Origin of the sequence: Streptomyces sp. NPDC097981 (assembly GCF_040302565.1) — a bacterium.
GTDB lineage: Bacteria > Actinomycetota > Actinomycetes > Streptomycetales > Streptomycetaceae > Streptomyces.
The window spans coordinates 272,558-298,644 of record NZ_JBEORW010000003.1 but is presented as its reverse complement, the minus strand read 5'-3'; the positions used below and the strand labels follow the sequence as shown (position 1 = coordinate 298,644).

General features: G+C 73.0%; 26 protein-coding genes and 1 pseudogene. 16 read left to right on the top strand and 11 right to left on the bottom strand.

The window, feature by feature from the left end; translation table 11 throughout:
* The first annotated feature begins 9 nt into the window (after nucleotides 1-9).
* The 5 genes from ABTY04_RS04695 to ABTY04_RS04675 all read left to right on the top strand — a co-directional run bounded on the left by ABTY04_RS04695 (nucleotide 10) and on the right by ABTY04_RS04675 (nucleotide 5,450).
* Nucleotides 10-207 (top strand): hypothetical protein, encoded by a 198-nt coding sequence (locus tag ABTY04_RS04695; protein WP_352211835.1) that lies wholly within the window; start codon nucleotides 10-12, stop codon nucleotides 205-207.
* Complete coding sequence (locus ABTY04_RS04690) at nucleotides 204-2,573, top strand: TOMM precursor leader peptide-binding protein (RefSeq protein WP_352211834.1); 2,370 nt, start codon at nucleotides 204-206, stop codon at nucleotides 2,571-2,573. The genes ABTY04_RS04695 and ABTY04_RS04690 overlap by 4 nt, the downstream gene beginning before the upstream one ends.
* A gap of 177 nt (nucleotides 2,574-2,750) precedes the next feature.
* Entirely contained in the window at nucleotides 2,751-3,893 is a 1,143-nt protein-coding gene (locus tag ABTY04_RS04685; RefSeq protein ID WP_352211833.1) for a sensor histidine kinase, read from the top strand.
* A gap of 97 nt (nucleotides 3,894-3,990) precedes the next feature.
* Nucleotides 3,991-4,599, top strand: coding sequence for a response regulator transcription factor (locus tag ABTY04_RS04680; RefSeq protein WP_352211832.1), 609 nt, complete (start codon nucleotides 3,991-3,993; stop codon nucleotides 4,597-4,599).
* Between the two features lie 68 nt (nucleotides 4,600-4,667).
* A complete protein-coding gene (locus ABTY04_RS04675; protein WP_352211831.1) occupies nucleotides 4,668-5,450 on the top strand; it encodes a tetratricopeptide repeat protein in 783 nt (260 codons plus the stop codon).
* Between the two features lie 81 nt (nucleotides 5,451-5,531).
* On the opposite strand, the gene ABTY04_RS04670 is transcribed toward ABTY04_RS04675, so the two are convergent.
* Entirely contained in the window at nucleotides 5,532-6,812 is a 1,281-nt protein-coding gene (locus ABTY04_RS04670; RefSeq protein ID WP_352211830.1) for an alpha/beta family hydrolase, read from the bottom strand.
* A gap of 224 nt (nucleotides 6,813-7,036) precedes the next feature.
* On the opposite strand from ABTY04_RS04670, the gene ABTY04_RS04665 reads away from it, so the two are divergent.
* The gene (locus ABTY04_RS04665; protein ID WP_352211829.1) at nucleotides 7,037-8,017 is read left to right on the top strand and encodes an XdhC family protein; all 981 of its coding nucleotides are present in this window, start codon (nucleotides 7,037-7,039) and stop codon (nucleotides 8,015-8,017) included.
* A 73-nt stretch (nucleotides 8,018-8,090) separates the two neighbouring features.
* On the opposite strand, the gene ABTY04_RS04660 is transcribed toward ABTY04_RS04665, so the two are convergent.
* On the bottom strand, nucleotides 8,091-8,414 hold the full coding sequence (locus tag ABTY04_RS04660; RefSeq protein WP_352211828.1) for a plasmid stabilization protein: 324 nt from the start codon (nucleotides 8,412-8,414) through the stop codon (nucleotides 8,091-8,093).
* Between the two features lie 120 nt (nucleotides 8,415-8,534).
* Between ABTY04_RS04660 and ABTY04_RS04655 the strand changes: the two genes are divergently transcribed.
* Entirely contained in the window at nucleotides 8,535-8,936 is a 402-nt protein-coding gene (locus ABTY04_RS04655) for a DUF6479 family protein (protein WP_352211827.1), read from the top strand.
* Nucleotides 8,937-9,008: 72 nt separating this feature from the next.
* Here ABTY04_RS04655 and ABTY04_RS04650 read toward each other — a convergent pair whose 3' ends face one another.
* Nucleotides 9,009-9,908, bottom strand: coding sequence for an ATP-dependent DNA ligase (locus ABTY04_RS04650; protein WP_352211883.1), 900 nt, complete (start codon nucleotides 9,906-9,908; stop codon nucleotides 9,009-9,011).
* Nucleotides 9,908-10,807: a non-homologous end-joining DNA ligase gene (ligD, locus tag ABTY04_RS04645; RefSeq protein WP_352211826.1), complete on the bottom strand. Its 900-nt coding sequence runs from the start codon at nucleotides 10,805-10,807 to the stop codon at nucleotides 9,908-9,910. The genes ABTY04_RS04650 and ligD overlap by 1 nt, the downstream gene beginning before the upstream one ends.
* 31 nt (nucleotides 10,808-10,838) lie before the next feature.
* Here ligD and ku point away from each other — a divergent pair, with 31 nt between their 5' ends.
* The gene (gene ku, locus ABTY04_RS04640; protein WP_352211825.1) at nucleotides 10,839-11,894 is read left to right on the top strand and encodes a non-homologous end joining protein Ku; all 1,056 of its coding nucleotides are present in this window, start codon (nucleotides 10,839-10,841) and stop codon (nucleotides 11,892-11,894) included.
* Between the two features lie 310 nt (nucleotides 11,895-12,204).
* On the opposite strand, the gene ABTY04_RS04635 is transcribed toward ku, so the two are convergent.
* On the bottom strand, nucleotides 12,205-13,056 hold the full coding sequence (locus ABTY04_RS04635) for a nuclease-related domain-containing protein (RefSeq protein ID WP_352211824.1): 852 nt from the start codon (nucleotides 13,054-13,056) through the stop codon (nucleotides 12,205-12,207).
* Between the two features lie 182 nt (nucleotides 13,057-13,238).
* Here ABTY04_RS04635 and ABTY04_RS04630 point away from each other — a divergent pair, with 182 nt between their 5' ends.
* The 3 genes from ABTY04_RS04630 (at nucleotide 13,239) to ABTY04_RS04620 (ending at nucleotide 15,999) form a co-directional block, all read left to right on the top strand.
* Complete coding sequence (locus tag ABTY04_RS04630) at nucleotides 13,239-13,868, top strand: hypothetical protein (protein ID WP_352211823.1); 630 nt, start codon at nucleotides 13,239-13,241, stop codon at nucleotides 13,866-13,868.
* A 96-nt stretch (nucleotides 13,869-13,964) separates the two neighbouring features.
* Nucleotides 13,965-14,723, top strand: coding sequence for a hypothetical protein (locus ABTY04_RS04625; RefSeq protein ID WP_352211822.1), 759 nt, complete (start codon nucleotides 13,965-13,967; stop codon nucleotides 14,721-14,723).
* Nucleotides 14,724-14,733: 10 nt separating this feature from the next.
* The gene (locus ABTY04_RS04620) at nucleotides 14,734-15,999 is read left to right on the top strand and encodes a histidine kinase dimerization/phospho-acceptor domain-containing protein (RefSeq protein ID WP_352211821.1); all 1,266 of its coding nucleotides are present in this window, start codon (nucleotides 14,734-14,736) and stop codon (nucleotides 15,997-15,999) included.
* A 16-nt stretch (nucleotides 16,000-16,015) separates the two neighbouring features.
* Here ABTY04_RS04620 and ABTY04_RS04615 read toward each other — a convergent pair whose 3' ends face one another.
* Both ABTY04_RS04615 and ABTY04_RS04610 read right to left on the bottom strand, forming a co-directional pair.
* Nucleotides 16,016-16,291, bottom strand: a complete 276-nt coding sequence (locus ABTY04_RS04615) for a DUF8847 domain-containing protein (protein WP_352211820.1) — start codon at nucleotides 16,289-16,291, stop codon at nucleotides 16,016-16,018.
* Between the two features lie 10 nt (nucleotides 16,292-16,301).
* The gene (locus ABTY04_RS04610) at nucleotides 16,302-17,018 is read right to left on the bottom strand and encodes a TetR/AcrR family transcriptional regulator (protein WP_352211819.1); all 717 of its coding nucleotides are present in this window, start codon (nucleotides 17,016-17,018) and stop codon (nucleotides 16,302-16,304) included.
* A 323-nt stretch (nucleotides 17,019-17,341) separates the two neighbouring features.
* On the opposite strand from ABTY04_RS04610, the gene ABTY04_RS04605 reads away from it, so the two are divergent.
* Nucleotides 17,342-18,502, top strand: coding sequence for an RNA-guided endonuclease InsQ/TnpB family protein (locus tag ABTY04_RS04605; RefSeq protein ID WP_352211818.1), 1,161 nt, complete (start codon nucleotides 17,342-17,344; stop codon nucleotides 18,500-18,502).
* A 72-nt stretch (nucleotides 18,503-18,574) separates the two neighbouring features.
* On the opposite strand, the gene ABTY04_RS04600 is transcribed toward ABTY04_RS04605, so the two are convergent.
* On the bottom strand, nucleotides 18,575-19,531 hold the full coding sequence (locus tag ABTY04_RS04600) for an AurF N-oxygenase family protein (protein ID WP_352211817.1): 957 nt from the start codon (nucleotides 19,529-19,531) through the stop codon (nucleotides 18,575-18,577).
* Nucleotides 19,532-19,679: 148 nt separating this feature from the next.
* On the opposite strand from ABTY04_RS04600, the gene ABTY04_RS04595 reads away from it, so the two are divergent.
* On the top strand, nucleotides 19,680-20,861 hold the full coding sequence (locus tag ABTY04_RS04595; protein WP_352211816.1) for a ferritin-like domain-containing protein: 1,182 nt from the start codon (nucleotides 19,680-19,682) through the stop codon (nucleotides 20,859-20,861).
* Nucleotides 20,862-20,870: 9 nt separating this feature from the next.
* Here ABTY04_RS04595 and ABTY04_RS04590 read toward each other — a convergent pair whose 3' ends face one another.
* Genes ABTY04_RS04590 through ABTY04_RS04580 form a run of 3 tightly spaced genes read right to left on the bottom strand, consistent with a single transcriptional unit; the run spans nucleotide 20,871 to nucleotide 24,227 of the window.
* A complete protein-coding gene (locus tag ABTY04_RS04590) occupies nucleotides 20,871-21,332 on the bottom strand; it encodes a DUF3291 domain-containing protein (RefSeq protein WP_352211815.1) in 462 nt (153 codons plus the stop codon).
* Nucleotides 21,333-21,375: 43 nt separating this feature from the next.
* On the bottom strand, nucleotides 21,376-22,857 hold the full coding sequence (locus tag ABTY04_RS04585) for a penicillin-binding transpeptidase domain-containing protein (protein WP_352211814.1): 1,482 nt from the start codon (nucleotides 22,855-22,857) through the stop codon (nucleotides 21,376-21,378).
* On the bottom strand, nucleotides 22,854-24,227 hold the full coding sequence (locus tag ABTY04_RS04580) for an FtsW/RodA/SpoVE family cell cycle protein (RefSeq protein WP_352211813.1): 1,374 nt from the start codon (nucleotides 24,225-24,227) through the stop codon (nucleotides 22,854-22,856). The genes ABTY04_RS04585 and ABTY04_RS04580 overlap by 4 nt, the downstream gene beginning before the upstream one ends.
* A gap of 93 nt (nucleotides 24,228-24,320) precedes the next feature.
* Between ABTY04_RS04580 and ABTY04_RS04575 the strand changes: the two genes are divergently transcribed.
* The 3 genes and pseudogenes from ABTY04_RS04575 to ABTY04_RS04565 all read left to right on the top strand — a co-directional run.
* Nucleotides 24,321-24,731, top strand: a complete 411-nt coding sequence (locus ABTY04_RS04575; RefSeq protein WP_352211812.1) for a DUF6325 family protein — start codon at nucleotides 24,321-24,323, stop codon at nucleotides 24,729-24,731.
* Nucleotides 24,731-25,015: an SHOCT domain-containing protein gene (locus tag ABTY04_RS04570; protein ID WP_352211811.1), complete on the top strand. Its 285-nt coding sequence runs from the start codon at nucleotides 24,731-24,733 to the stop codon at nucleotides 25,013-25,015. Before ABTY04_RS04575 ends, ABTY04_RS04570 begins: the two co-directional genes overlap by 1 nt.
* 298 nt (nucleotides 25,016-25,313) lie before the next feature.
* Nucleotides 25,314-26,087: pseudogene (locus ABTY04_RS04565) on the top strand (hypothetical protein); the annotation flags it as partial.

Here is a 26,087-nt window from a genome sequence, read left to right as displayed (position 1 = left end):
CCCACCGCCATGACCAGAAATTCGGCCACCACCCGCATCAGCTCCGCCGCCGGATCCGCCCCGGTGCCCGCCCGCCCCTCGCGGCCGGGCCTGGTGATCGAGAACCTCGACGCCCTGCCCGACACCCCGTACGCCCTGTTCACCGTCTGCAGCCTGACGCAGGTCACCGGCCCGGCGACGCCGGTCGCCGGGCGGACGGGAGCGTGAGCGCTGCGCGGCACGACCGGCCGTCGGCTCCGCCGGCGGCCGGGGACGCACTGGTGCGTTTCAAGTCCCATCTGCGGCCGACGGTCGTACCCGGCGACGCCGCCTACCTGGTGTCCCGGCGGGGGGTGACCGCCCTGAGCGGAAGCGAGGCGGAGGTCCTCGTACCGCTGCTCGACGGGACCCGTACCGCCGGGGCGGTCCGGCAGGAGGCCGCGCGGGTCCTGGGCGCCGAGGACGCCGACGCGGCGCTCCTCTCCCTGGCCGCCGCCGGGCTGATCCGCTCCGCCGCCCCGGCGGCCGGGCCCGCGGCCGACGGGGCGCCGGCGCCCCACGGCGCCGAGGCCGAGGCGTACTGGGACCTGGCCGGGCTGGACGGCGGCCGGGCCGCCGCCGCCCTGGCCCGGGCCTCCGTCGCGATCGAGGCGCTCCCCGGCCTGGACCCGGCGCCGGTGGCCGAAGCCTGCCGGGCGTCCGGTGTCCCGGTCACCGGGGACCCCGCCGCGGCCGACCTGGTCCTCGTCCTGTGCGACGACTACCTCTCCCCGGCACTGGCCGCCGCGGACACCGCCCACCGCGCCGCCGACAGGCCGTGGCTGCCGGTCAAACTGTGCGGGACGGACCCCTGGGTGGGCCCGTTCTTCCAGCCCGGCTCCGGACCCTGCTGGCACTGCCTGGCCGTGCGGCTGCGCGGACACCGCCACTCCGAGGTGCCGGTGCGGCAGGCACTCGGCCTGGACGGCCCCGTACCGCGGCCGCCCGCCGGGCTGGCGGCCGGGACGGCGCTCGCGGTCAACCTCGCCGTCCTGGAGGCCGCGAAGTGGCTGGCCGGGCTGCGCCGTCCGGAACAGGGGCACATCCACACCTTCGACACGCTGCGGCTGCGCACCGCCAGCCACCCGGTGAGCCGCCTCCCGCAGTGCGCGGGCTGCGGGGACCCCGGTCTGGTGGCCCGCCGGGTCGGGGCCCCCTTCGTCCCCGTGTCGCGGCCCAAGACCGCGGCGACCGGGGGCGGGGACCGCGCCCTGACCGCGGCGCAGATGCTGTCGGCGTACGGGCACCTGGTGGATCCGGTGACCGGGGTGGTCAAGGAGATCCGGCAGGCGTCCGGCGCCCCGGACTTCGTCCACGCCTACACCTCCGGGCACAACCTGGCCATGGAGCCGGCGTCCTTCGCCGGCCTCCGCTCCGGCCTGCGCGCCCTCAGCGGCGGAAAGGGCCGCACCGACGAGGAGGCGCGCACCAGCGCGCTGTGCGAGGCGGTCGAGCGCTACAGCGGTACGCGGCACGGCGACGAGCCGGTGGTCCGCGACTCCCTGCGCGGGCTGGGCAAGGCCGCCGTGCACCCCAACGACTGCCAGCTCTACAGCCTCCGCCAGTATGCGGAGCGGGAGCACTGGAACGCCCGGCACTCGCGGTTCCACCACGTCTGCGCGCCGTTCGACGAGACCCGCCCCACCGACTGGACCCCGGTGTGGTCGCTCACCGAGGGCGTCCAGCGGCTGCTTCCCACCTCGATGCTGTACTTCGCCCAGCCCGGAGTCCGCGCGCCGGCTCCGGGAGCTCCCGGGGCTCCGGCGGGTTCCGCGTGGGACGACCCGTGGGCCGACTCCAACGGCAACGCGGCGGGCAGCAGTCCCGAGGACGCGGTCGTACAGGGCTTCCTGGAGCTGGTGGAGCGGGACGCGGTGGCCCTGTGGTGGTACAACCGCACCCGTCAGCCCGGGGTGGACCTGGCGGCCTTCGAAGACGCCTGGACCGAGCGGGTCCGCCACGGACTGCGGCGGATGAACCGGCAGGTGTGGGCGCTCGACCTCACCTCGGACCTGGGGATCCCGGTCTTCGCGGCGCTGTCCCGGCGCACCGACAAGCCCGCCGAGGACGTGCTCTTCGGCTTCGGCGCGCACTTCGACCCCCGGGTGGCGCTGTGCCGGGCGCTGTCGGAGATGGGTCAGCTGCTGCCCGCGGTCGGCGACGTACGGCCGGACGGCACGGGATATCGGATCACCGACCCGGAGCCCCTGTCCTGGTGGCAGGGGGCGACCGTCGCCAACCAGCCATATCTGGCGGCCGATCCGGCAGTGGCGCCCCGGACCCCTTCCCACTGGCCGGCGGTCCGCAACGCGGATCTGCTCGACGACGTCCACGTGATCACGGAGTTGGTCCGGTCCAAGGGGATGGACCTGCTGGTCCTGGACCAGAGCCGACCTGACCTCAAGCTTCCCGTGACGAAAGTGGTCGTACCGGGACTGCGGCACTTCTGGGCGAGGTTCGGGCCCGGCCGGCTCTTCGACGTCCCCGTGAGTCTTGGACGGCTGGCCGAACCCACGCCGTACGGCCAGCTCAACCCCATTCCGCTGTTCGTGTGACCGATCGAATCACGCCCTGCGCCCACACCCCTCGCCTATGCTCACACCTGGCATGTAACACAGAAACACCAAAGGGGGATTGACATGCCTGGCCGCCTCAAGTCCTCGGATGGACCGTCGGAGGCGGTCCTGGTCGAGGGGATTCTGCGACGTAGCCGGGACTTACCCGCGCCCCGCATGGCCCAGGTCATCCTGATCGCCGCGCTCCTCTGCTATGTCGGCATCACCGCCCTCAACGTCCTCAGCGCCGGGGTCGAAGGCCCCGCCCTGGCGGCCGCCCTCGGCTGCCTGGGCGCCGTCTTCGCCCTCCAGCTCCTGCACTCCCGGACGAGCACGCAGCACGTCCCGGCCGGCCGCCGGGCGCTGACCCTGGGGGCCCAGGCCGCGTTCACCTACCTGCCGCTCGTCGCGCTGAAATCGCAGTGGGGCGCCATGGCGGGCTTCCTGGCCGGCTCCCTGCTGCTGCTCCTGCCCCCGCGCCTGGGCTGGATCCTGTACGGCTTCGTGGGCATCAGCATGCTGGTGCCCCCGTTGCTGGAGGGGCGGCCCGTGCTCGACAGCATCTACCTCGTCCAGACCACCCTGCTGACCGGGCTGGTCACCTTCGGGCTGACACGGCTGTCGGAACTGGTCCGGGTCCTGCACGAGAGCCGCGGCGAACTCACCCGCGCCGCGGTCACCCGCGAACGCCTCCGCTTCGCCCGCGACTTGCACGACCTGCTGGGGTACAGCCTGTCCGCGATCCAGCTGAAGGGCGAACTCATCCACCGCCTGATCCCGGCCCATCCGGCCAGGGCCATGGGCGAGATCGAAGACGTGCTGGCCATCTCCCGCCAGTCGCTGGCCGACGTACGGCGGGTGGCGAGCGGATACCGGGACATGTCGCTGGAGGAGGAGATCGCCTCGGCCCGGTCGGTCCTGGGCGCCGCCGAGGTCGAGGCGGTGACCGACATCCGCATGGGCGAGGTCAGTTCTCCGGTGGACACGGTGCTGGCCACCGTGCTGAGGGAGGCCGTCACCAACGTGCTCCGCCACAGCCGGGCCGCGCACTGCGAGATCACCGCCGTCGAGGAGGACGGCCTGATGACCCTGTCGGTCACCAACGACGGCGTCACCGAGGGGTACCGCGACAGCTCGCCGCACAGTGGCAGCGGCCTGGGAAACCTGGGGCTGCGCGTGCGGGCGGTCGGTGGGGAGTTGGAGGTCGACAGGGGTCCCGGCAATGTGTTCCGCCTGGTCGCGCGGGTTCCGGCCCACGGGGACGTCGACCCCGGTCTCGACGAATCGGCGGAGGGTGAGCGAACGTGGCTCGTCGCCTGACTCCGGTGGGCGCGCCACGCCGTCCGGCCGCCGGATCCGGGCAGGTTGATATCATCGGAACACCAAGATCGACCGCGCGGACGGGGGGCTCGCCACGGTGATCAGGATCCTGTTGGCCGAAGACATGAACATGGTCCGTGGTGCGCTCGTCGCCCTGCTCGACCTGGAGGACGACCTGGAGGTCGTCAGCGAGCTGGAGCGCGGCGACCAGATCCTGGCCGCCGCCCTCGACGTCCGGCCGGACATCGCGGTCATCGACATAGACCTCCCCGGGCTCGACGGACTGAGCGCCGCCGTGCAGATCCACGAGCACCTTCCCGAGTGCCGGACGCTGATGCTCACGAGCCTCGGCCGTCCCGGCACCCTGCGCAGGGCCCTGGCGGCCCAGGTCTCCGGCTACCTCCTCAAGGACGACTCCCCCAAGGAACTGGCCAGCGCCATCCGCCGGGTGGTGGCCGGCCAGCGGGTCATCGACTCCAAACTGGCCGTGGCCGCGTGGAACGGCCTGGAGAGCCCCCTGACCGACCGGGAGACCGAGGTGCTGCGCCTGGCCGCCCAGGGGTCGGAGGCCTCCGAGATCGCCGGTGAGCTCCACCTGTCCACGGGGACCGTGCGGAACTACCTGACGACCGTCGTGATGAAGCTGAAGGCGCGCAACCGGGTCGACGCCATCCGCATTGCCCGTGACGCGGGCTGGCTGGTCTAGGACTCGGTCACAACCCCCCTTCGCCTGAACGAAATTCGCCGTACCGCTTTCCCTGAGCGCTCTCTTTGATGCGTACATTCGAGTGGTATTGCGCCCCCATTGCCTGCCATTCGGCGGCGTCACCCGGGCCACCTCGTAACGTCGGCGGAAATGATGGAGGTTCGGCCTCCGGCGCCGCCGCGGCCGTTACCCACATCTCCGCCCCTCACGATTCCACGAGATGTGACAGAGTGAAACGTAGGCGATTGTGGGCAGGTATCGCCGGCATGGCAGCGGCTTCCACCGTGGTGGCCGTCTGGGCGAATCAGTCCCGTACGGAAAGCGCCCCCGTGACCAAGGGCTCATCGGCCGTTCTGAAGTCCCAGGAGGCAAATGCATTGCTACAGGGCGCCCTTGCCCAGGAGAAACAGCAGGACCCCGAAGGGGCGACCCGTACATTCAGGCGCGTGGTGGAATTGGATCCGCAGAACAAGCTCGCCTGGTACAACCTGGGGGTCATCGCGCAGCAGGACGGCAAGCAGGCCGAGGCCCTTGCGTCCTATGACAACGCGCTGAAGATCGATCCTTCGTACACGCCGGCCCTCTTCAACGAGGCGATCCTGGTGGAGCCGGCCGAGCCCGACCGGGCCGTCGGACTCCTGAAGCGTGCCATCGCCGCCGACCCGAAGGCCGCCACGGCCCATCTGCGGCTCGGACTGATCCTGTCGGACAAGGGCCGGGCCGACGAGGCCGGGGCCGAGTTCCGCAGCGCCGTCGCGGCCGATCCCTCTCTCGCCTCCCAAGTACCGGAGCGGTTCCGGGACTTCGCCGGCCCTTCACCGGCAACGACCCCGCCAGGGAGCACCAGATGACGTCGGCCGCCACAGCCCGGATACCCGAGCGGGGCACCGTGTCCGCCCTCCGGTGAATTCCGCACGGCCGCCTGCGATACCTCAGCGCACGGGAGATTCCGGCTGGTGGGCGGTGAACCAGTGTTCGGCGAGGGCCGACACCTGCTGAAGGGCTCCGGGTTCCTCGAAGAGGTGGGTGGCGCCCTCGATGATTTCCAGACGGTTCTCGCAGCGAAGCCGGCTCTGGGCCTCACGGTTGAGGTCGAGGACGAGGGAGTCCTGCGACCCGACCACGAGGAGGGTGGGGGCGCGGACCGAGGCCAGGTGGGCGCCCGCCAGGTCCGGACGTCCGCCGCGGGAGACCACCGCGTAGACCGGTGACTCCGGGGCCGCTGCCGCGGCGAGGGCGGCTGCGGCGCCCGTGCTCGCGCCGAAGTAGGCGACCGGGGCCGCGGTGCGGGTTCCGAGCCAGGTGGTGGCCTCGGAGAGCCGGGCGGTCAGGGTCCCGATGTCGAAGACGTTGGCCCGGTCAGCCTCCTCGGCCGGGGTGAGCAGGTCGAACAGCAGGGTGCCCAGGCCGGCGCGGTTCAGGGCCGTGGCCACCTGGCGGTTGCGGGGGCTGTGGCGGCTGCTGCCCGAGCCGTGCGCGAACACGACCACGCTCCTGGCGGCCGGCGGGAGGGTGAGGTCCCCGGCCAGGCGGAGGCCCGCGGCCGTTACGGCGACTTCCTCCGTGGTGGTGGGCGGCTGCCGGACGGTCTGGGCGAGCAGGGCGACGACCTCCTCGTCGGGGGTCTGGGAGAAGTCCCGGTACCACTGCCCGACCGCGGAGAAGGCCGCCGGCGTGGAGAGGCAGACCACCTCGTCGGCCACCGCACCCACCCTGGCGACCGCGTCCGGCGGAGCGACCGGGGCCGCCATGACGACCCGGGCCGCGCCCTGAGCCCGTACGACCTGGCAGGCGGCCGCCGCGGTGGCGCCGGTCGCGATGCCGTCGTCCACCACGATCACCGTCCGGCCGTGGAGGTCCTGCTGCGGTCGGCCCGCGCGGTAGCGGGCGGCCCGGCGGGTCAGTTCCGACTGCTCCCGCTGCTCGACGCCGGCGACGTCCTGCGGGGAGAGCCGGCCGCGGCGGACGATGTCGTCGCTGATCACGCGTACGCCGCCCTCGCCGATGGCGCCGAACGCCAACTCGGGCTGGTACGGGACCCCGAGCTTGCGGACGACGATCACGTCCAGCGGCGCACCGAGGGCGTGTGCGACGTGGAAGGCCACCGGGACCCCGCCCCGGGGCAGGCCCAGTACGACGGGGCCGTCCGCCGCATATTTCCGGAGCGCCGTGCCGAGTCGTCGTCCCGCGTCGTCGCGGTCTGTGAAGAGCATTGCGGGTCATCCCCAACGTTTGCCGCCCTACTTCGAAACAACGCCTCCCGGCGCCCATGCGCAAGTCGGGGTCCGGTGGTCTGTACGAGGGAGGTGGGTCGGGGTCTGTGGGTTTTGGGGGGTGGGTAGGGGTGGAGCGCGTGCATAGGTTGGCGGTGAGGCCGCGATGCGCCGCTGACCTGGCGCTTGGGGGCGGGCTCTGACGACGAGGATGGGGCAGCGCGATGCGTGAGCTGGTGGAGACGGCGCGGCAGTGGGTGGCCGAGGGGCGGGCGGGGTTCCTGGCCCGGCCGGTGGCCGAGCAGGGGTTCGGGCCGCGGGATCCCGCCGGGGCCCTGCTGGTCGATGCCCGCGGGGAGTGTGCCGGGGCCCTGTACCGGGGAGTGTTCGACGCCGAGCTGGTGGCGGAGGCCGGCGCCATGGCCGCCGGGGCCACCGCGCGGGTGTGCGAGGTCTCGGTGGGGGCCGCCGAGGCCGCCGAGGCGAAGCTGACCTGCGGCGGGCGGGCCGAGATCCTGCTCCAGCCGCTGTCGGCCGTGCCCGCCGAGTGGTGGGACCTGCTCGCGGAGGGCGTGGGAGTGGCGCTCGTGACCCGGCTCGACGAGCAGGCGGGGCACGCGGTGAGCGAGGTGGTCCGGGCCGTGGACGTGCCCGCCAACGATGCCGAGCGGCGGGCCGGGGAGCTGCTGGCCACCCGCCGGGCCGGGCGGGACGCGCTGTACGGGGAGCACGGGCTGGTGTTCGTGGAGGCGTACCCGTCCGCGCCGTACGTCGTCATCGGCGGGGGCGGCGAGCTCGCCGGGATCATCGAGGCGCAGGCCCTGCTGCTGGGGTGGGGGGCCGGGCTCGTCGGCTCCGGCGCCGAGGCCGAGAAGCTGCTGGCCGCGCGCCGGGACGCTGCGTGCCTGGTGATGCTGAGCCACGATCCGGAGTTCGACGTGCCGACCGTGCGCACGGCGCTCGCGCTCGGGATCCCGTACGTCGGCACCCTCGGCTCCCGCAAGACCACCGCGCGGCGGCGCGAGGGGCTGATCGCCGCCGGGGTGGGCGAGGCGGAGCTGGCGCGGGTGCACGGGCCGATCGGGCTGGACCTGGGGGCCCGTACGCCTGCGGAGACGGCCCTGGCCATCTGTGCGGAGATCCTGGCCGTGCTCGGCGGCCACGAGGTCCGGGCGCTGCGGGATTCCGACGGGCCGCTGCGCTAGGACGGCCGTCCCTTCGTAACCGGACCGGCCGGGCCCGGCGGACCTGTCGGTCCGCAGGGAGACGACCCGGCTCTCAGGCTCCCAGTGCGCGCTTGAGCTGCGTCTTGTTCATGTCGGAGCGCCCGCGGATGTTGCGGCGCCTGGCCTCCGCGTAGAGCTGTTCGTACGTCGGCCCCTGCGCGCCCGGGCGGGAGTGCAGGTCGGCGCGCCGGGCGGAGGAGATGCCGTCGAGCAGCTGCCCGCCCCCGGTCTCGGGCTCGCCGGCCCGGGCCCGTTCCTTGTCGACGGTCCGGGCCTCGGTCTCCTTCGCCCGCTGCTCGGACACACCGTGCAACTGGGCGCTCTCCTTGATGTGCTCGTACTGGCGTTCTCGTTCGGGTGAAGATCCGCCGGGCATTTTCGGGCTCCCTTCGGGGCGGTCGTCCGTACACCTGCCCCGGATTCGAGACAGTAGTCGGATAAGGGGATCTTCCTCACTTTCGGGTGAAACAGTCACTAATGCGGGAAAATGGCGCGTATGGACATGACCCTGAGTCTGGACCAGACGGCGAGCAACATCGCGTGGTTCCTGGTCGTCGGGATTGTTGTGGTCGGCTTCCTGCTCGCCGGCTTCAAGCTGGGCCAGCGGGTCCGGGCGAAGGAACCCCCGCCGCCGACCGCCGAGAGCCAGCCCCACCTGCCGAACGGCGGCGCGGTCTACGAGGTCCGGGAGGAACGCGACCCGGTGGAGATCCCCGAGGGCGGGCTGCGTCCGCACGATATGCAGGGCTACGGAAACTTCGGCTCCACCACCTCCAGCCACCCGGACGACGTCCGGTCCGAGCGGGATTCCGGCTACCGGAACCCGCCGCACTACCCTGGACCGCAGCAGCCTCCCCACGGCCAGCCGCCGCGGGACAAACCCACCGGGCACGCGTGACCCCGGCACCCGCAGCGCCCGGTCCGCCCGACCTGTCCGGCCCCCCTGACCTGCCCCACCCCACGGCGCAGGTCAGAGGTCCGTCCGCAGCCTGAGCACCTCCGGCGGCGGGTGCCGGGCCGAGGCGTGCCGGACCTCCGCCGTCAGCGGCGGGTCAAGCGGGCGGAACGGGACCTCGCCGACCCCGATCGCCGTGACCGTGGCCCCGCCCCCGCCCGCCGGGGCCCGGGCCGGGCCCTCGCGCGAGGCCACCGCCGCCGTCACGTCCGCCCGCAGTGCGGCCGTCAGGGGGCTCGACACCAGCGGGGTCTCGTCCCCGACGGGCAGCACCAGGACCAGCGCGAGGGGGCGGCGGGGGGTACCGGTGTAGCCGACCACCGCCGCGTCCCGCACCTCCGTGTGCCGCAGTTTCTGCCAGCCGCGCCGGCCCGCCGGATAGGTCTGGTCCAGCCGCTTGACGACGAGGCCCTCGATCCCGCTGGCGGGCAGGGTCTCGTACCAGGTGGCGGCCAGTTCCGGGTCGGTCGTCATCGGGACCGGCTGCAACGGCGGGCCCAGCGGCAGCAGCAGGTCGACCAGGAGCGCCCGGCGCCGCTCGTACGGGAGGCCGCGCAGGTCCAGCCCGGCCAGTTCCAGCACGTCGAACGCCGCGTACGAGGCCGGCAGGCTCTGGGCGAGCACGGCGGCCCGCGCGGTGGTGGCCGCCGCCCGCCGCTGGACGAGGGCGAAGTCGGTGCGGCCGGCGTGCCAGACCACCACCTCGCCGTCGAGGACGGTGTCGGCGGGCAACTGCCGGGCCGCGGCCGCCAGATCGGGGAACGCGCCGGTCACGATGCGACCGGAGCGCGCCTGCAGCGCAACGTCCTCGGCGGTGCGCACGACGACGAGGCGGTGCCCGTCGAACTTCGGCTCGTACGCGAGTCCCGCACCGCGCGGGAGGGTGCGTACGGCGGCGGCGAGGGCGACGCGGATCACGGCCGGGCCTTCCCCGGCAGCCGGTGCGCGCGGTCCGGGTCGGTCAGCGGGCCGAAGAGGTCCCCGTCGCGGGCCAGCCGGGGCGGGATGTCGTCGGCGAGGAAGACCAGGTCGGAGGGGGTGCGGCAGGCCGCCACCTCCTCCCACGACACGGGGGCGGAGGCCGTCGGCCGGGCCCGCGCCCGCAGCGTGTAGGGGGCTGCGGTGGTCTTGGCGGCGGCGTTCTGGCTGTGGTCGACGAAGACCTTGCCGGGGCGCAGGGCCTTGGCCATGCGGTGCAGGACGAGGTCGGGGAGCTCGCGCTCGGCCTGCTGGGCGAGGCCCTTGGCGTACGCGGACACCCGGTCGGACGGGGTCGGTTCCAGGGGTACGGCCAGGTGCATGCCCTTGGAGCCGGAGGTCTTGGCGTACGCGTCGAGGCCGTCGGCGGCGAGGCGCTCGCGCAGCCACAGTGCGACGGCGCAGCATTCGACGGCGGTGGCGGGCGGGCCGGGGTCGAGGTCGAGGATCAGCCGGTCGGCGACGGCCGGGCTGCCCGCCGGCCACTGGGGGGTGTGGAACTCGACGACGAGGTTGGCGGCCCACATGAGGGAGGCCAGGTCCGCGACGACGACCTGCTCGGCGGAGAGGTCCTCCGAGCGGGGCACCGGGGTGGTTTTCACCCAGGCGGGTGTGCCGGGCGGCGGATTCTTCGTGAAGAAGAGCTGGCCGTCCGGGCCGTCGGGATAGCGCAGGAACGACACCGGCCGGTTGTGGATGTGGGCCAGCAGCGGTCCCGCGACGGTGGCGTAGTAGTGCAGCACCTCGCCCTTGGTGAAGCCGGTCTCGGGGTACAGGACCTTGTGGAGATTGCTGAGCGGGATGCGACGCCCCTCCACCATGGTGATCGGCGTCATACGATGAGACTGCCATGAAACGGGAGGAACCGTGCGATCCATCTGGAACGGGGCGATCTCCTTCGGGTTGGTCAGCATTCCGATCAAGCTCGTGAACGCCACCGAGAGCCACTCGATCTCCTTTCGCCAGATCCACCTGGACGACGGCGGACGGATCCGCTACCGCAAGGTGTGCGAGCTGGACGGCGAGGAGGTGCCGGCCGCCGAGATCGGCAAGGGGTACGAGGAGGCGGACGGGTCGATCATCCCGATCACGGACGAGGACTTGGCGCAGCTGCCGATCGCCACCGCGAAAACGATCGAGATCGTCTCCTTCGTGCCGGCCGACGAGATCGATCCGCTGCAGATGGACGCGGCGTACTACCTCGCGGCGAACGGGGCGACGGCGGCGAAGCCGTACACGCTGCTGCGGGAGGCGCTGAAGCGGAGCCGGCGGGTCGCGATCGCCAAGTACGCGCTGCGGGGGCGGGAGCGGCTGGGCATGCTGCGGGTCGTCGACGATGTGATCGCGATGCACGGGCTGTTGTGGCCGGACGAGATCCGGATGCCGGAGGGGGTGGCTCCGGAGGGGAAGGTGTCGGTGCGCGAGGCCGAACTGGACCTGGCGGACGCGCTGATGGCGACGCTGGGGGAAGTGGAGATGTCCTCGCTGACGGACGAGTACCGGGAGGCCGTGGAAGCGATGATCACGGCGAAGTCGGAGGGCGCGTTCGAGCCTCCGGCGGAGGTGGGGGCCGAGCCGGGCGGGGGCAGGGTGATCGACCTGATGGCGGCGCTGGAGAACAGCGTGCGCGCGGCGAAGGCCTCCCACGGGGAGACGCACGAGGCGGAGGTCACGCCGATCCGGCGGGGCGGCGGCGGCCGGAAGACGGCGTCGGCGACGGCTGCGCCGAAGACGGTGGGCGGGAAGAAGTCGACCGCGGCGACGGCTGCAAAGAAGGCCGCACCGGCCGCGGGCACGAAGAAGAGGGCGTCCGACAAGTCGGCGGCGTCCAAGTCCACTTCGAAGACGGCTTCGGCGAAGAAGACGACTGCAGCCGGCACGCCGGCCAAGAAGACGACACCGCGGAAGCGGACTTCGGCCTGAGGGCACGGCCGGGGACGGCCGGGCACGGCAGCACAACCCGCGGCACCCACAGAAGCAGAGCACAGCCCGACGGGCCGTGCCCCGTGCGGCAGCACGGCCCGCGGCACGGCTGAAACCGACCACGGCCCGACGGGCCGAGGCGGGTGCGGCGGGGCGGTCCGCAGTGCTGCCGAAGTCGCCACCCGTCCCGGCGGGCCGGGACAGGTGCGGCGGCGCGGTCCCGGCAGCGTCGATGCCGGCTCCGGCCTCACGGGGCGGGTCCGGGCCGGGCTCCGCCGGCCGCTCGCCCGGCCCCGGGCCGAGTGCCGGCCTACGTGCCGGTTCCGCGGGCCCGTGGGCGGGGCCGGTAGGGGCGGTGGGGGTGCGGGGGGAGCCAGGTGCGGGCGTCGCGGGCCTGGGCGAACAGGGTTTCGACGTCCGGGGGTTTGAGGGTGGCCGGGGCCGACACGAGGTGCGCCGGGGTCGTCGCCGGTTCGAGGATCCGGATGTCGCGGACCGTCGGGGCCACCTCGACGCGGGAGGCGTCGACCAGGGCCAGGGCCGGCAGGACCGGGGCGGACAGGGCCCGGGTGGCCGCGGCGGCAGCCCGGCGGATCCAGCGCGGGTCCGGGCGCGGCTCGGCGCGGCCCACCGTCAGCAGCAGGTCGCCTACGGCGGCGCGCTGCCGTCGTCCCGGGAGCGTGCGGACGCAGAAGATCCCCGCCGGCCCCACGAGCAGGTGGTCGATGCTGCCCAGGCCCGGGAGCGGGACGCAGTGCAGCACGCGCCAGCCGTCCGGCTCCAGGGAGTCGAGGAGGTCGCCCATGCGCTGCTGGGCGGTCAGGTCCTGGCGGAGGCGGTGGCGGGCCCGGGTGCCCGCCGAGCCGTGTTCCAGTTCGCCCAGCAGGGCTTCGCCGGGGCGGTTCGGCGCCAGGTCCTCGTCCGGTGGCATGGCGAGTCTGCGCAGCTCCGCGGACGTGGGCACCGGCGGCGGGCCGACCGTGTACGTGCCGGCCAGGTAGGGGCGTAACGCCGCCAGGACGGCGTCCCGGTGCCGGTCGGCGAGCAGGCTGATCCGGTTGGTCTGCCGGTCGTACCAGGCCACCGCCCGGCCGTCGGGCAGGTTGACGTAGAGCCGGCCGCGGCCGGGGCGTCCGCTCGGCAGCACCTTGAGTCCGCGCATGGACCTCACCCCCCGCCGTACATGGGAGCAGCCCTGGCGCCTCGCGGCAATCCCCCCGTGGAGTTCTCGGTCGTGTAACGGCTTCTACGGGACTCTGCCGGGTTCCTGTTACAAGGTCATCGCTGTACTGCAACGGCGGGCTCCTAGGTTTGTCCTTCTTGGACCGGACCGAAGGATTTCCCGTGAGCACCGTCAGCCGCCGCACTCTCGTACGAGCCGCCGCAGTGACCGTCTGCGCCGGAACCCTCCTTGCGCTGCCCGCCGCGGCCGCCCTCGCCGAAGGGGTGCCCGCCGCGTCGGCCGCGCAGTCCGCGGGTGCGTCCCGGACCCTGGTCAAGAGCCTCGCCCTCGCGGACGGCGTGTCCCGGGCGAACGTCTACCGCGTCGCCGGCGGCGGCTACCAGGCCGACATCCTGGCCGCCGACGGCGCCAAGGCGGCCACCCTGACCAGCCGTGACGGCGTCGCCGGCTTCGGCGGCTCCGGCCCGCTCCACGCGGCCCTGCGGCCCGACGGCCGGCTCTCCTCCTGGGTCAGCGACACAGGCGCCACGGGCGCCACGGGCACGGCCGGGGCGGCCGGCGGCCCCGGCCGTACTCCGGTCGGCGACGGGTACAAGACCGGGGTCCGGGACGGCCGGGTCGTCCGGGCCGCGGCCCCGCACGCCCGCACGGTCGCCTCCGGGACCCTGGACACGCTGGCCGAAGGGCCGGGTGACGGCGTGCTGCTGCTCGCCGCGGGTGGCGGTATCGCGGCCGTGGGCGCCGCGGGGCTCGGCTTCGCCCTGCTGCGCCGCGGGCGTACCGAGGGCTGATCCGCCAAGGCCCCCGAGAAAACCGGCATATCTCCGCATAAGGTTGCCATCCAGGATGGAACGCCGTCGTACCGCGGAGAGGAGGCCCGGCGCGCTGTGAATGCGTTTCCCTTCGCGACTGCCGCCTCCCGTGTCCGGGCCGCCCTCCTCGCCCTGCCGCTGCTGCTGCCCCTCCTCGCGGGCTGCGGCGACACCGGCGGCCTGGTGGGCGCCGGTGCGACCCCGACCGCGAGCGGCCCCGTACACCTGTGGCCGGACCGCAAGGGGGCCTCCGTGCCGCCCGCCGAACCGGGAGGCGCACCGCCGGAGTACGTGCCGGGAATGCCGCCCGTCCGGGACCAGAACGTGCACGCGGTCGACCCGGTGGCCCTCGTCCAGGCGGAGCTGCGCGCCCACCCGGATGCCGATGTCGGCGCCGACGGGATGCCCCCGGAGACCGCTGCCGCGATCAAGGCGTGCGGGCAGGAGGGGCAGCCGCCCGGGAAGTGCCCGGTGCTGACCCCGTACTACCGGGACCTGACGGGCAACGGGGTGGACGAACTCGTCGTCGGCATCGAGATGCCGGACCGGATGATGTCCGTACGGGCGTACACGGCGGACCCGGACGGGCGCCTCAACCGGATCATGGCGACCACGCAGACCGTCGTCGGCGTCGAGCTGGCGGGGCGGGACGTGATCCTGCGGGTGCCGAGCGGACATCCGGGCTACGAGCTGATCACCGCATGGTCCTGGGACGAGAGGCAGCGGACGATGCTGCCGGCGCGCGAGCAGATCGTCAGGCTGCCGGGGCCGGGGCAGACGCCCACGCCGGCGGCGCCGCAGCAGCTGCAGCCGTTCACGGAGGAGACCCCGTGAAGGAGACGCCGTGAAGGGGCGGCTGCCCGCGTGGACGGCCTCGCTGACGTGGAAGTCGGGCTGCTTCATCGTCGTGATGTGCTGTTCGCTGGCGGCCGTGCTGGGTGCGCTGGTGCACGTGGAGGTGACCCGGCAGACCGTCGCGACGGCGCGGGACAAGGCCCTTGAGAAGCTGCGGGACGTCGCCCGGGAGTACGAGGCCGGCGAGGCCCTCCCGCCCGACGCGGGGATCGACCCGGCGGGGCTGCCCCCCGCGCTGCGCGCGCTGGCGGTGTCCGGGCACCGCGGGACGATGGTGGCCGAGTACCAGGGCCGGCCGACGATGTGGGCGGCGGCCCCGGCGGACGGGAAGGCCCTGGCCGCGGCCGTGGACTACGCGCAGAGCGCGCGGACGATCTCCGGCCTGGACAACGCGATCATCGGGTCGTCGGTACTGGCGATCGGCGGGACGCTGCTGGTGGGCGCGTTCGCGGTGAGACGGGTGACGCGGCGGCTGCACCAGACGGCGACGGTGGCCCGGCGGATCACGCAGGGCGATCTGGACGCGCGCGTGGACGATCCGCGGACCAAGGACCCCTCCCGGCACCAGGACGAGGTGGCGATCGTGGCGGGGGCACTCGACACCATGGCCGGAACCCTCCAGGCGAAGCTGCTGAGCGAGCGGCGGTTCACGGCGGACGTGGCGCACGAGCTGCGGACGCCGCTGACGGGCCTGCAGGCGGCGTCGGAGCTGCTGCCGGAGGGGCGCGCGACGCAGCTGGTGCAGGAGCGGGTGCGGACGATGCGGGGGCTGACGGAGGACCTGCTGGAGATCTCGCGGCTGGACTCGGGCCGCGAGGTGGTGGAGACGGACCTGCACCAGCTGGGACGGCTGGCACGGCGGGTGGTGCGGGCGTCCGGGACGGAGACGGAGGTGGTGGTCGTCCGGGACGCGCACGTGGAGACGGACCGGCGCAGGCTGGAGCGGGTGCTGGGGAACCTGGTGGCCAATGCGCACAAGCACGGGCGTCCGCCGGTGGTCCTGACGGTGGACGGGCCGATGGTGACGGTACGGGACCACGGGGACGGGTTTCCCGAGTACCTGATGGCGCACGGCCCGCAGCGGTTCCGGACCGGGGGTGCGGGGACGGGCAAGGGGCACGGGCTGGGGCTGACGATCGCGGTGGGGCAGGCGGAGGTCATCGGCGCGCGGCTGGTGTTCCGCGGCGCGGAGGGCGGCGGGGCGCTCGCCGTCCTGACACTCCCGGAGCCCCCGCCGGCGCCTCCGGAGCCGTAGGGGGCAGCCTCCCGGATCAGGCCGGAGGCGGGGCCGGTCTGGTCCAGGGCCAGCGGATCCTGGGTTTCTGCCCCGTCGGGGCGTACGTGTACTTCCAGCCCTTCTGGAGGTGCAGCCGCTTCGAATAGCCGGCCGGGACCCGCTCGTACAGCAGGACCGTCGCGGGGCCGCCGTCGGCCGACGGGACCGGGATCTCGTACCACTTCGGCGGGTGGCCGGTCGGGCCGACGAGGATCGGGAGGACCCGGCCGTCCATGGGGCCGCCCTCGAAGGGGGTGGGTTCGCTTCTCACCCCACCAGTGTCACAGCAGGTGCGCGGCCTCGGAGACCACCGGGATCACGCGCCGGGCCAGGACCCCGACCGGGCCGTCCGCCGGCTCCAGGGCGAGCGCGGCCCGCGCGGCGGCCGCGGTCTCCGGGTCGGTGGCCGCCGTCGCCGTCAGGAGGGCTATGAACTGGTCGACCAGCCAGTCGCGCAGGGCCGAGACGTCCGGCTGCTTGCCCTCGTCGATCCAGATCAGGGAGGCCGCCTCGACCGCCGTGATCCAGGTGCGGACCATCATCCGCAGCCGCGGGCCGGGGGACGGGACGGCCAGGTGGTAGAGGATCTGCTGGGCCGCCGCCCGGCGGATGCCGTCCACCGTCGCCGTCGTGCGGGAAGTCTCGACGACGCTGCCGCCCTGGAGGAGGGCCGAGAAGCCCGCGTCGTGCTCGTCGACGAAGGCCAGGTAGCGGTCCAGGGCCCGGGAGAGGCGCTGGGTCAGCGGGCCGGCCTGCGGTTCGGCGAAGCACTGCTCCAGGAGCTCGGCCGCCGAGCGCAGGGCCGCCTCGTACAGCTGCTGCTTGCCGCCCGGGAAGTAGCGGTAGACCAGGGGCCGCGAGACGCCCGCCGCCTCGGCGACGTCGTCGAGCGAGACCTCTTCCGGGGCCCCGTGCGCGAACAGCGACAAGGCGGCGTCGAGGAGCTGGGCCCGCCGCTCCTCGACGCTCAGCCTGCGGTACGCGCGTACGGTCGTCATGCCCGCAGGGTAGCCCCGAAACCGCCGGTTCAGGCTGGTCTAGCGAGGAACCCCGGGCGTTCACGCCCAGGAATCGCTTCCTGGTGCCGAAGGCGCGAAGCGGACCAAGAGTGCCCATGCCGGCTCGGTCTCGAAGCCGGCGCAGACTACCCGCGTGATCTCGTTGCAGCGGTCGAAAAAGGCCCCCGCGAACGTTTCTCGCCGGTACCTCAGCGTGAAGAACGGGTAAGCGTGGAGGGCGCAGGTTACCGTGCGGCGCCGACCAATTCCGGGGTTTGGTTCCCTTCGTGATGACCTGGATTCGCGGCAGTACGGTGATCTGCATGAAGATCGCGACACAGGTGAAGCTGATGCCGGAGGTCGGCCAGACCGCCGCACTGTTGGCGACCTTGCGCACGGTCAACGATGCTGCGAACTGGGTTTCGGGGGTGGCGTTCGAGCGAGGCGTTCCCCGCGAGTACGAGCTGCGCAGGCACACCTACGCCGAGCTGAAGTCCCGGGGCCTGGGCGCACAGCCGGCCCAGCACGTGATCAAGAAGACCCGAGACGCCTATACGACGTTGAGGGCCAACCTCCGGGCCGGGAACCTCGGGAAGCCGGGATCGAAGCGCCGGATCAAGGCAGAGTCCAAGCCGATCGCCTTCCGGCCCGAGGCGGCCCAGCCCTACGATGACCGGTGTCTGTCGTGGCAGTACGACCAGCGGACCGTCAGCATCTGGACCATCGCCGGGCGGTTGAAAGACGTCCGGTTCTCCTGCTCTCCGGAAGCGCTCAATACGCTCCTCAAGTACCGCAAGGGCGAGTCCGACCTGGTGATGCGCGACGGCGTGTTCTATTTGGTCGCGGTGTGCGAGGTACCCGAGGCCCCGCTGAACGAGGACCCGGCCGCCTTCGTCGGTGTGGACCTCGGCATTGTCAACATCGCCACCACATCCACCGGCTACCGGGCTGCCGGGCGCGGCCTGAACAGGCACCGCAACCGTCAGCTTGACCTGCGGAAGAAGTTGCAGGCCAAGGGCACTAAGTCCGCCAAGCGCCTGCTCAAGAAGCGCTCCCGCAAGGAAGCCCGGCACGCCGCCGACGTCAACCACGTCATCGCCAAGACCATCGTCGCCACCGCTGAACGCACCGGCTCCGGTATCTCCCTGGAAGACCTCACGGGCGTCAGCAGCCGGGTACGGCTCCGCAAGGACCAGCGGACCTCTCTGCACTCGTGGAGCTTCCACCAGCTCGGCCGTTTCATCGAGTACAAGGCCAAGCGGGCCGGGGTGCCGCTGGTGTACGTCGATCCTGCGTACACCAGCCGGCAATGTTCCCAGTGCGGATACATCGACCGGAGGAACCGAGTCGACCAGGCAACGTTCGCCTGCCGGTCCTGCGGGACCGTCATGCACGCGGACGACAACGCGTCCCACAACCTCGCCCGCAAGGGCAAAACCGTGTGGACTGCGGGGCGTGAGTCACGCGTCCCGGCCACCCCGTAGGTGGCTCAGACGGAGGAGGCCACGCGGCAGCTGGCTGCACCCTGCCTCCAAGCCCGACCCTGCGGGGCCGGCTCAAGTTGACGCGAGGAGTCCCGAGCTCTTCCAGAGCCGGCGGCCCACCCCGCGCAGTACGCCGATGTCGTCGAGGAAGTCGGTGAGCCGCTTGGCGCCGGCCTGCATGACCTCGCGCCGGTGGCCGCTCGCCTTGACCTGGGCGACGGCCTCGCGCCGGTCGAGCCCGATGTTCTCGTAGACCTGGGGGTTCACGAAGGCGAGGGAGAAGACGCGGGCGGCCTCGCCGCAGCTGACACGGGTCAGCTCCTGCTCCCAGCGCGGGGCGGTCAGCATCTGGCGGCGCAGCTCCTCGCGGGCGTACCGGACGTGCCGGGCCTCCTCGACGACGTGGATGCGGGTGACCCCGCGCACCAGCGGCTGGATGCGCTCGTCCGGGAAGGTGAGGCGCTGCATCCAGTCGAGGATCTCCTCGCCGAGCAGGGTGCAGGCGAAGGAACCCGGGGTCGTGGAGACCGTCTTGAGGATGCGGGCGAGGTTGTGGTTGGCCCGGGAGACGGGGTAGGCGGGGGCTCCGGCCTTCTGGATCATGCGGGCGAACATCATCGAGTGCCGGCACTCGTCGGCTATCTCGGTGAGCGCATAGCGGACGTGATTGCTGGTCAGGGGCTTGTCGTAGATGTGCCGGACGAGCAGCTGCATCAGGATGATCTCGAACCAGATGCCCAGGGAGCCGAGTGCGGCCGCCTCGTGGCGGGAGAGGTCGATGCGCTGCTCCTCGCCCATCTTCTTCCACAGCGGGGTGTCGTAGAGGGAGAGCAGCTCGGGCGGCCAGTAGTACTTGCCGTCGACCGCCGGGGCGTCCCAGTCGAGTTCCTTGTCGGGGTCGAAGGAGTGCTTGGCCGAGGATTCGAGCAGCCGTGCGGCGATCTGCTCGCGGTCCTTGAGGAGGCCGAGCGCGTCCTGCAGCGCGCCCCGATCGGTCACGGTCGTCATGGCTTCGGATACCTCGCTCATCGGGTTACCGGCGGTCAGTAGTTATGAGACTGCCTGTCAGCAAGGTCGTCAATCCCCTGCGCACGACTTGTTGACCCCGCGTCTACCAACGTGTGACGCTGCCAACCGTCCAGTCCCGTACGGAAACACACGAGCCGAGGGGGCGTCAGTGTCGACGCACGAGCTCTACACCAAGGACCCGGGCGAGGGCGTCTGGCAGGTTCCGGCCTCCGGCGCGGCCCGCTTCAGCTGGGAGTACGCAGAGGGCCGGGAGCGGCTCCTCGCGCTGTACCAGAAGGGCAAGGACAAGCAGTGGGACGGCGCCAAGCGCATCGACTGGGACCTGGAGGTGGACCCGCACAACCCGCTCGGCACCCCCGACGAGGCGATGACCCTCTTCGGCACCCGGTACTGGTCCGGGCTCACCGAGAAGGACAAGGGCGAACTGCGCCGGCACTACACCGCCTGGAACTTCAGCCAGTTCCTGCACGGCGAGCAGGGTGCGATGGTGTGCGCGGCACGGATCGTGGAGTCGGTGCCGGACCTCGACGCGAAGTTCTACTCCGCCACGCAGACGATGGACGAGGCCCGGCACGCCGAGATCTTCGGCCGCTTCCTGCACGAGAAGGTCGGGATGCTGTACCCGATCAACGACAGCCTGCAGGGGCTGCTCGGCGACACCCTGCGCGACTCCCGCTGGGACATGCCGTACCTGGGCATGCAGGTGCTCATCGAGGGACTGGCGCTGGCCGCCTTCGGGGTGATCCGCGACACGACCGACAAACCGCTGCCGAAGCAGATCCTGGCGTACGTGATGCAGGACGAGGCCCGGCACGTGGCGTTCGGCCGGATGGCGCTGCGCGACTACTACAAGCAGCTGACGGACGCCGAGCTGCGTGAGCGCGAGGAGTTCGTGATCGAGGGCTGCCACCTGATGCGGGACCGGCTGCGCGGGGTGGAGGTGCTGGAGAACTTCGGCATCCCGCGCAAGGAGGCCGAGCAGTTCACGGAGCAGTCGGAGTTCCTGCAGCTGTTCCGCAAGCTGCTGTTCAGCCGCATCGTGCCCTGTGTGAAGGACATCGGGCTGTGGGGCGAGCGGCTCCAGGAGGCGTACCTGGACATGGGCGTCTTCGAGATGGGCGATTCCAACCTGGACCTGCTGATGAGCCAGGACGAGGAGATCGCCGAGGCCCTCGACCGCGAACGGTTCGCGGCCGAGGAGGCGGACCGGGTGGCGGAGGTGCGGGCCGCGATCGCCGAAGGCGCCGAAGCTCCGGACGGCCCGAGAGGTCCGGACGGCCGGGCGGGCTCGGCGGGCTCGGGCGGTTCCGCGGGCTCCGGCACCCCGTAGGGCCCGGCGCTACGCCGACGGCTCCGGCGGGAACGATGTGCGCAGGGTGAACGCGTGCGGGGTCGGGCCGTGCTCACGCAGGTGGAGCAGCCGCTTCTCGGCGTCCGCCACCGTGGGCCGCTCCCCCGCCGGAACCCACCACATGACCGCCATGGCCTCCGTGACGTGCTCGAAGAACTCCCGCCGGCGCGCCATCAGCTCGCGGTGGCGGCCCTGGTACATGAAGGCGGTCAGGGCGTTGGTGTCCCGCCACACCGACATGTTCACCAGGATCCACTCGTCGCCGAAGGCCCGCTCGTCCGTCGCGTTCCCCTCCTCCCCCTGGAGCCGCCAGACGAATCCGTCGGCCGCGTCGGCCACGGCGTTGACGGGGTCGAGCCCGTCGACGAAGTCCTTCAATTCCGCCGAGTCCAGCGGGTACTTGAGCCGGGCTATGTTCACCTGGGCCAGTTCGTGGGTCGTGTTGGTCATGCCTGTACGGCTATCAGCCGCGGCTGCTCTCCGGCAGGGTGTTTCACGGGGTGGACAGGGGGGCCGGCGCCCCGTACAGCGCGGCCTCCATGACCGCGCGGGCGATCGGCGCCGCCGCGCCGTTGCCGCTGATGTCCCCGCGGTGTGCCTCCGCGTCCTCGACCACCACCGCGACCGCGACCCCCGGCAGCGGCGCGCCCTCGGCCCTGGCCCAGCCGATGAACCAGGCGTACGGGGTGCCCGCGTTCCCCACGCCGTGCTGGGCGGTGCCGGTCTTGCCGCCCACCACCGCGCCCTGGATCACGGCGCCCGGCCCGGTGCCGTTCTCCACCACCTTCACCATGAGCTCCTGCAGCCTCAGCGCAGTCGCCGGGTTCATCGCCCGGCCCAGGCTGCGCTGCTGCCCGCGCCGGACCTGGTCCCCGTCGTCCTGGGTGGTCCGGTCGACGAGGTAGGGGTACGCGAGCTCGCCGCCGTTGGCGACCGCCGCCGCCACCATCGCCATCTGGAGGGGCGTCGCCGTCGTGTTGAACTGCCCGATCGAGGACAGCGCCAGCTGGTCCGGGCTCATGTCGGTGTCGAAGTTCGACCGCGACACCCAGGCCGGCACCCGCAGCGCCCCGTCGTTGAACCCGAACCGGCGCGCCGCGTCCGCCATTGCGCGCAGCCCGACCCGGACTCCGATCTTCGCCATCACCGTGTTGCAGGACCACTGCACCGCCTCCGCCATCGAGGCGTCCCGGCAGCCGGTGCCCGCGTTCGGCAGCAGGGTGCTGGTGCCCGGCAGCGGGTAGGGGTCGGGGGTCTGCGTGGGGGCGTCCACATCGGTGACCACCCCCGCGTCCAGGGCAGCGGCCGCCGTCACGATCTTGAAGGTGGAGCCGGGCGGGTACGTCTCGCGCAGCGCCCGGTTCAGCATCGGTCTGGCGGGGTCCGCGTTCAGCCGGGCCCAGGCCGCCTTGACGCCCGCGCCGGTACCGGAGAGCAGCGCCGGGTCGTACGAGGGGCTGCTGACCAGCGCGAGGATCCTCCCTGTGGCGGGCTCCAGCGCGACCACCGCGCCGCGTTTGCCCGCCAGCCCGGTGTACGCGGCCCGCTGCACGCTGGCCCGGACGGTGGTCGCGGCGTTCCCGCCGGCCGGGCGCCCGCGGGACAGGTCGTACCAGAGCGGGAACGCCGAGAGCCGCGGATCGGTGCCCGAGAGGACCGCGTCCTCGGCCCGCTCCAGGAGGCTGGTCCCGTACGTCTGCGAGGAGAACCCGGTGACCGGCGCGTACAGCGGCCCGTTCGCGTACGTCCGCTCGTAGCGCAGCAGTTGGCCGCTGTCCCGGGATCCGGTGACGGGCCGCCCGTCGACCAGGATGTCCCCGCGGGGCTCGGCGTACCGCTGGATCGCGGGTCGCTTGTTGGCCGGGTTCGCCCCGTAAGCGGCTGCCTCCCAGACCTGCACCCGGGCCACGTTGACGAGCAGGGCGACGAGCAGCAGCGCACAGAAGTACGCGCACCAGCGGATGTAGCGGATCACGGCGCTGCCTCCGCTCCGGCCGGGTGGGGGCTGCGGGCGCTGTCGCCGAGCCGGACGAGCAGCGCGACGATGATCCAGTTGGTGACGACGGAGGAGCCGCCCTGCGCGAGGAAGGGCATGGCCATGCCGGTCAGCGGGATCAGTCCGGTGACTCCCCCGGCGATGACGAAGACCTGGAGCGCGACGATCGAGGCGAGCCCGGTGGCGAGGAGACGCCCGAAGGAGTCGCGCAGCGCGAGCCCGGCGCGGAACCCGCGGTCCACGAGGAGCCCGTAGAGGAGCAGGATCGCGGTGAGGCCGGCGAGGCCGAGCTCCTCGCCGGCGGTGGCGAGGATGAAGTCCGACTTGGCGGCGAAGCCGACGAGGAAGGACTGGCCGTGGCCGAGTCCGGATCCGAGGAGCCCTCCGGCCCCGAAGGCGAACAGGGACTGGGCGAGCTGGCCGGGCCCCTCGCCGCGGTCGATGGAGGCGAAGGGATTCAGCCAGTCCTCGACGCGGCTGTGCACGTGCGGCTCCAGGGTGCCGACGGCGTACGCGCCCAGGGCGGCGAGCAGCAGCCCGGTCGCGATCCAGCCGATCCGGCCGGTGGCGGTGAACAGCATGACGACGAAGAGCCCGAAGAAGAGCAGCGAGGTCCCGAGGTCCCGTTCCAGGACGAGCACGCCGACGCTCAGCAGCCAGATCGCGAGGATCGGGCCGAGGACGCGGCCGGGCAGCAGGCGCAGCTTCCAGAAGAGCCTGCGGCCGGTGAGGGCGAGCGCGGTCCGGTTCGCGGCGAGGTAGGCGGCGAAGAAGACGGCGAGCAGGATCTTGGCGAACTCCCCTGGCTGGAAGGAAAGTCCGGCGAACCGGATCCAGATGTGGGCGCCGTTGACGGCCGGGAAGAACACGGGGACGAGCATCAGCGCGAGGGCGGCGGCCACGGAGAGGTACGCGTACCTCTGGAGGACACGGTGGTCGCGCAGGAGGACGACGACGAGGACGAAGAGGGCCACGCCCAGGGCGGACCAGCGCAGTTGGGCGTCGGCGGTGAGGTGGGCGGGAGTGGTCGCGTCGAGGCGCTGGATGAGGACCAGGCCGAGGCCGTTGAGGAGGACCGCGATGGGGAGGACGAGCGGATCGGCGTATGGGGCCCGGAAGCGGACGGCGAGGTGCGCGACGAGGGCGGCGCCGGTGAGGCCGGCGGCGTAGTGGCCGGCGGGCCGGGGGGTCTGGCCGGTGGTGGCGAGGCCGACGTAGAGGTGGCCGAGGACGGAGATGAGGACGGCTCCGGCGAGGAGCGTCAGCTCAAGACCTCTGCGCCGGGACGCGGTGGCGCCGGTGGGCGGGGGCGGGGCGGGCTCCGCCACCTCTGCCGTCAGAGCGGTCATGTCGGAAACGTAGCAAGCAGACGGATGGTATGTCCGCTTATGTCATAGAGTGCCGAAGAGTCGTCAGAAACGGTCACGAGTGGGAGCGCGGAAATGGGACCAGTGGAATTCATCGTCCTCGCCTTCCCTGAGGAACAGCTGCGGGTGCCGGCGGTCGAGGCCGTCATGGGACTGCGCAAGGCGGGCGTGGTGCGGCTGATCGACGGGCTCGTGGTCACGAAGACGGCGGCGGGTGAGGTGCTCGCTGCGGAGTTCGACGAGTTCATGGAGCTCCTGGGCCTGCTCCGGCACCGCGAGGCCGCGCGGCTGATCGGGGCGGAGGACGTCCGGGAGGCGGCGGAGCTGCTGGACCGGGGCAGCTGTGCGCTGTTGCTGCTGGTGGAGCACGTGTGGGCCGAGGACGCGGCGATCGCCGTACGGGCGGCGGGCGGACGGATCGTCGGGTCGGTCCGGATCCCGCCGGAGCGGGTGCCGGCGGGACCCGGCCGGGCGGGGGTGGCGTGATGTTCATCCGCCCCGTCGGAGTGAGGGTCGAACCGGCCGATCGGCCCGAAGGGCGGCCGCTGCTCCGCGGCCTCCTCTCCCGAGCGGCGGGCGCCACCGCCCCTCCCGCGACCGCGGAGACGGCTGCGGCGGGGACGGTTGTTCCGGAGGAGCCCGCCACCGGGCCGGGGGCCCCGCCGGGCGGGCTGGCCGCCGAGCTGGCGGAGCTGGCGAAGCTGGCCCGGGAGGGGCTCCTGACTCCGGAGGAGTTCACGGAGGCCAAGGCCCGCCTCCTGCACCCCTGACCCGGCGGCACGGGTCCCGCTGCGCGGAGCCGACTCCCCGCCCCGCCCTTCCACCGTTCCCCGGGCTCCGCCCGGACCCCTGCGGGCGCCGCGCGTTGCGGGGCCCCGGTGGGCGCGGCTGCAGGGGGCCGGCCCTCGGACCCGCGCGCATCGAACACCGGCGGGGCCGGGTTCGGGTGCCACCGCCAGACGGGGCTCGGGGGCTGGGCCGGACAGGTGAGCGTCCGGAACTGGCCGTACTGGCTAGGGGATTTGTCATACCGGGCGTGGCAGCATCGGCTGCCCTGGAGGTGATCACATGTCACGCCGCCTGCTCCGTGCCGCCTGCATCGCCGCCGTGTTCGTCACGGCCGGGCCGCTCCCCGCCACCCACGCCGGGCCCGTGCCCGGCCCCCCGTCGGGCTCGGCCCGAGCCTCCGCCCCGCAGCCCCGCGGCACCGCAGGAGCCACCGCCCGCCGGCCCGCCGGAGCCGGGAACACCACCGCCGGCCGGGCCGCCGGACCCGCAGACACCACCGCCCGCCAGAGCCCCGGCCCGAAGGGCACCGCCACCCGGCAGAACCCCGGCCCGAAGGGCACCGCCACCCGGCGGGAACCCGGGGCGGGGACCGTCCCGCAAGGACCCGGCTCCGGGGACACCGCCACCCGGCGGGAGCCCGGCCTCGGGGACACCACCACCCGGCGGGGGCCTGGGTCGGGGGACACCACCACCCGACAGACCCCCGGCCCGAAGGCCGCCGCCACCCGGCAGACCCCCAGCCCGAAGGGCACCGCCACCCGGCGGGGGCCCGGGTCGGGGGCCGTCCCGCAGGGACCCGACTCCGGGGGCACCGCCACCCGGCAGACCCCCCGTCCAAAGGGCACCGCCACCCGGCGGGGGCCCGGGGCGGAGGCCATCCCGCAAGGACCCGACCCCGGAGGCACCGCCACCCGGCAGAGCCCCGGCCCGAAAGCCGCCGCCGGCCGGCAGACCCCCAGCCCGAAGGGCACCGCCACCCGGCGGGAACCCGGGGCGGAGGCCATCCCGCAAGGACCCGGCCCCGGGCGCACCGCCAGCCGGCAGACCCCCGGC

Bases quoted from the DNA above. Each gene is read 5' to 3' on its own strand.
- ligD (WP_352211826.1), bottom strand. From the start codon at position 10,807: ATGACGCCGATCACCATGGTGGAGGGGCGTCGCATCCCGCTCAGCAAT.
- ABTY04_RS04675 (WP_352211831.1), top strand. From the start codon at position 4,668: ATGCGTACATTCGAGTGGTATTGCGCCCCCATTGCCTGCCATTCGGCG.
- ABTY04_RS04590 (WP_352211815.1), bottom strand. From the start codon at position 21,332: ATGACCAACACGACCCACGAACTGGCCCAGGTGAACATAGCCCGGCTC.
- ABTY04_RS04605 (WP_352211818.1), top strand. From the start codon at position 17,342: ATGAAGATCGCGACACAGGTGAAGCTGATGCCGGAGGTCGGCCAGACC.
- ABTY04_RS04635 (WP_352211824.1), bottom strand. From the start codon at position 13,056: ATGCGCGGACTCAAGGTGCTGCCGAGCGGACGCCCCGGCCGCGGCCGG.
- ABTY04_RS04685 (WP_352211833.1), top strand. From the start codon at position 2,751: ATGGCCCAGGTCATCCTGATCGCCGCGCTCCTCTGCTATGTCGGCATC.
- ABTY04_RS04600 (WP_352211817.1), bottom strand. From the start codon at position 19,531: ATGAGCGAGGTATCCGAAGCCATGACGACCGTGACCGATCGGGGCGCG.
- ABTY04_RS04655 (WP_352211827.1), top strand. From the start codon at position 8,535: ATGGACATGACCCTGAGTCTGGACCAGACGGCGAGCAACATCGCGTGG.
- ABTY04_RS04570 (WP_352211811.1), top strand. From the start codon at position 24,731: ATGTTCATCCGCCCCGTCGGAGTGAGGGTCGAACCGGCCGATCGGCCC.
- ABTY04_RS04580 (WP_352211813.1), bottom strand. From the start codon at position 24,227: ATGACCGCTCTGACGGCAGAGGTGGCGGAGCCCGCCCCGCCCCCGCCC.
- ABTY04_RS04610 (WP_352211819.1), bottom strand. From the start codon at position 17,018: ATGACGACCGTACGCGCGTACCGCAGGCTGAGCGTCGAGGAGCGGCGG.
- ABTY04_RS04665 (WP_352211829.1), top strand. From the start codon at position 7,037: ATGCGTGAGCTGGTGGAGACGGCGCGGCAGTGGGTGGCCGAGGGGCGG.
- ABTY04_RS04670 (WP_352211830.1), bottom strand. From the start codon at position 6,812: ATGCTCTTCACAGACCGCGACGACGCGGGACGACGACTCGGCACGGCG.
- ABTY04_RS04695 (WP_352211835.1), top strand. From the start codon at position 10: ATGACCAGAAATTCGGCCACCACCCGCATCAGCTCCGCCGCCGGATCC.
- ABTY04_RS04575 (WP_352211812.1), top strand. From the start codon at position 24,321: ATGGGACCAGTGGAATTCATCGTCCTCGCCTTCCCTGAGGAACAGCTG.
- ABTY04_RS04660 (WP_352211828.1), bottom strand. From the start codon at position 8,414: ATGCCCGGCGGATCTTCACCCGAACGAGAACGCCAGTACGAGCACATC.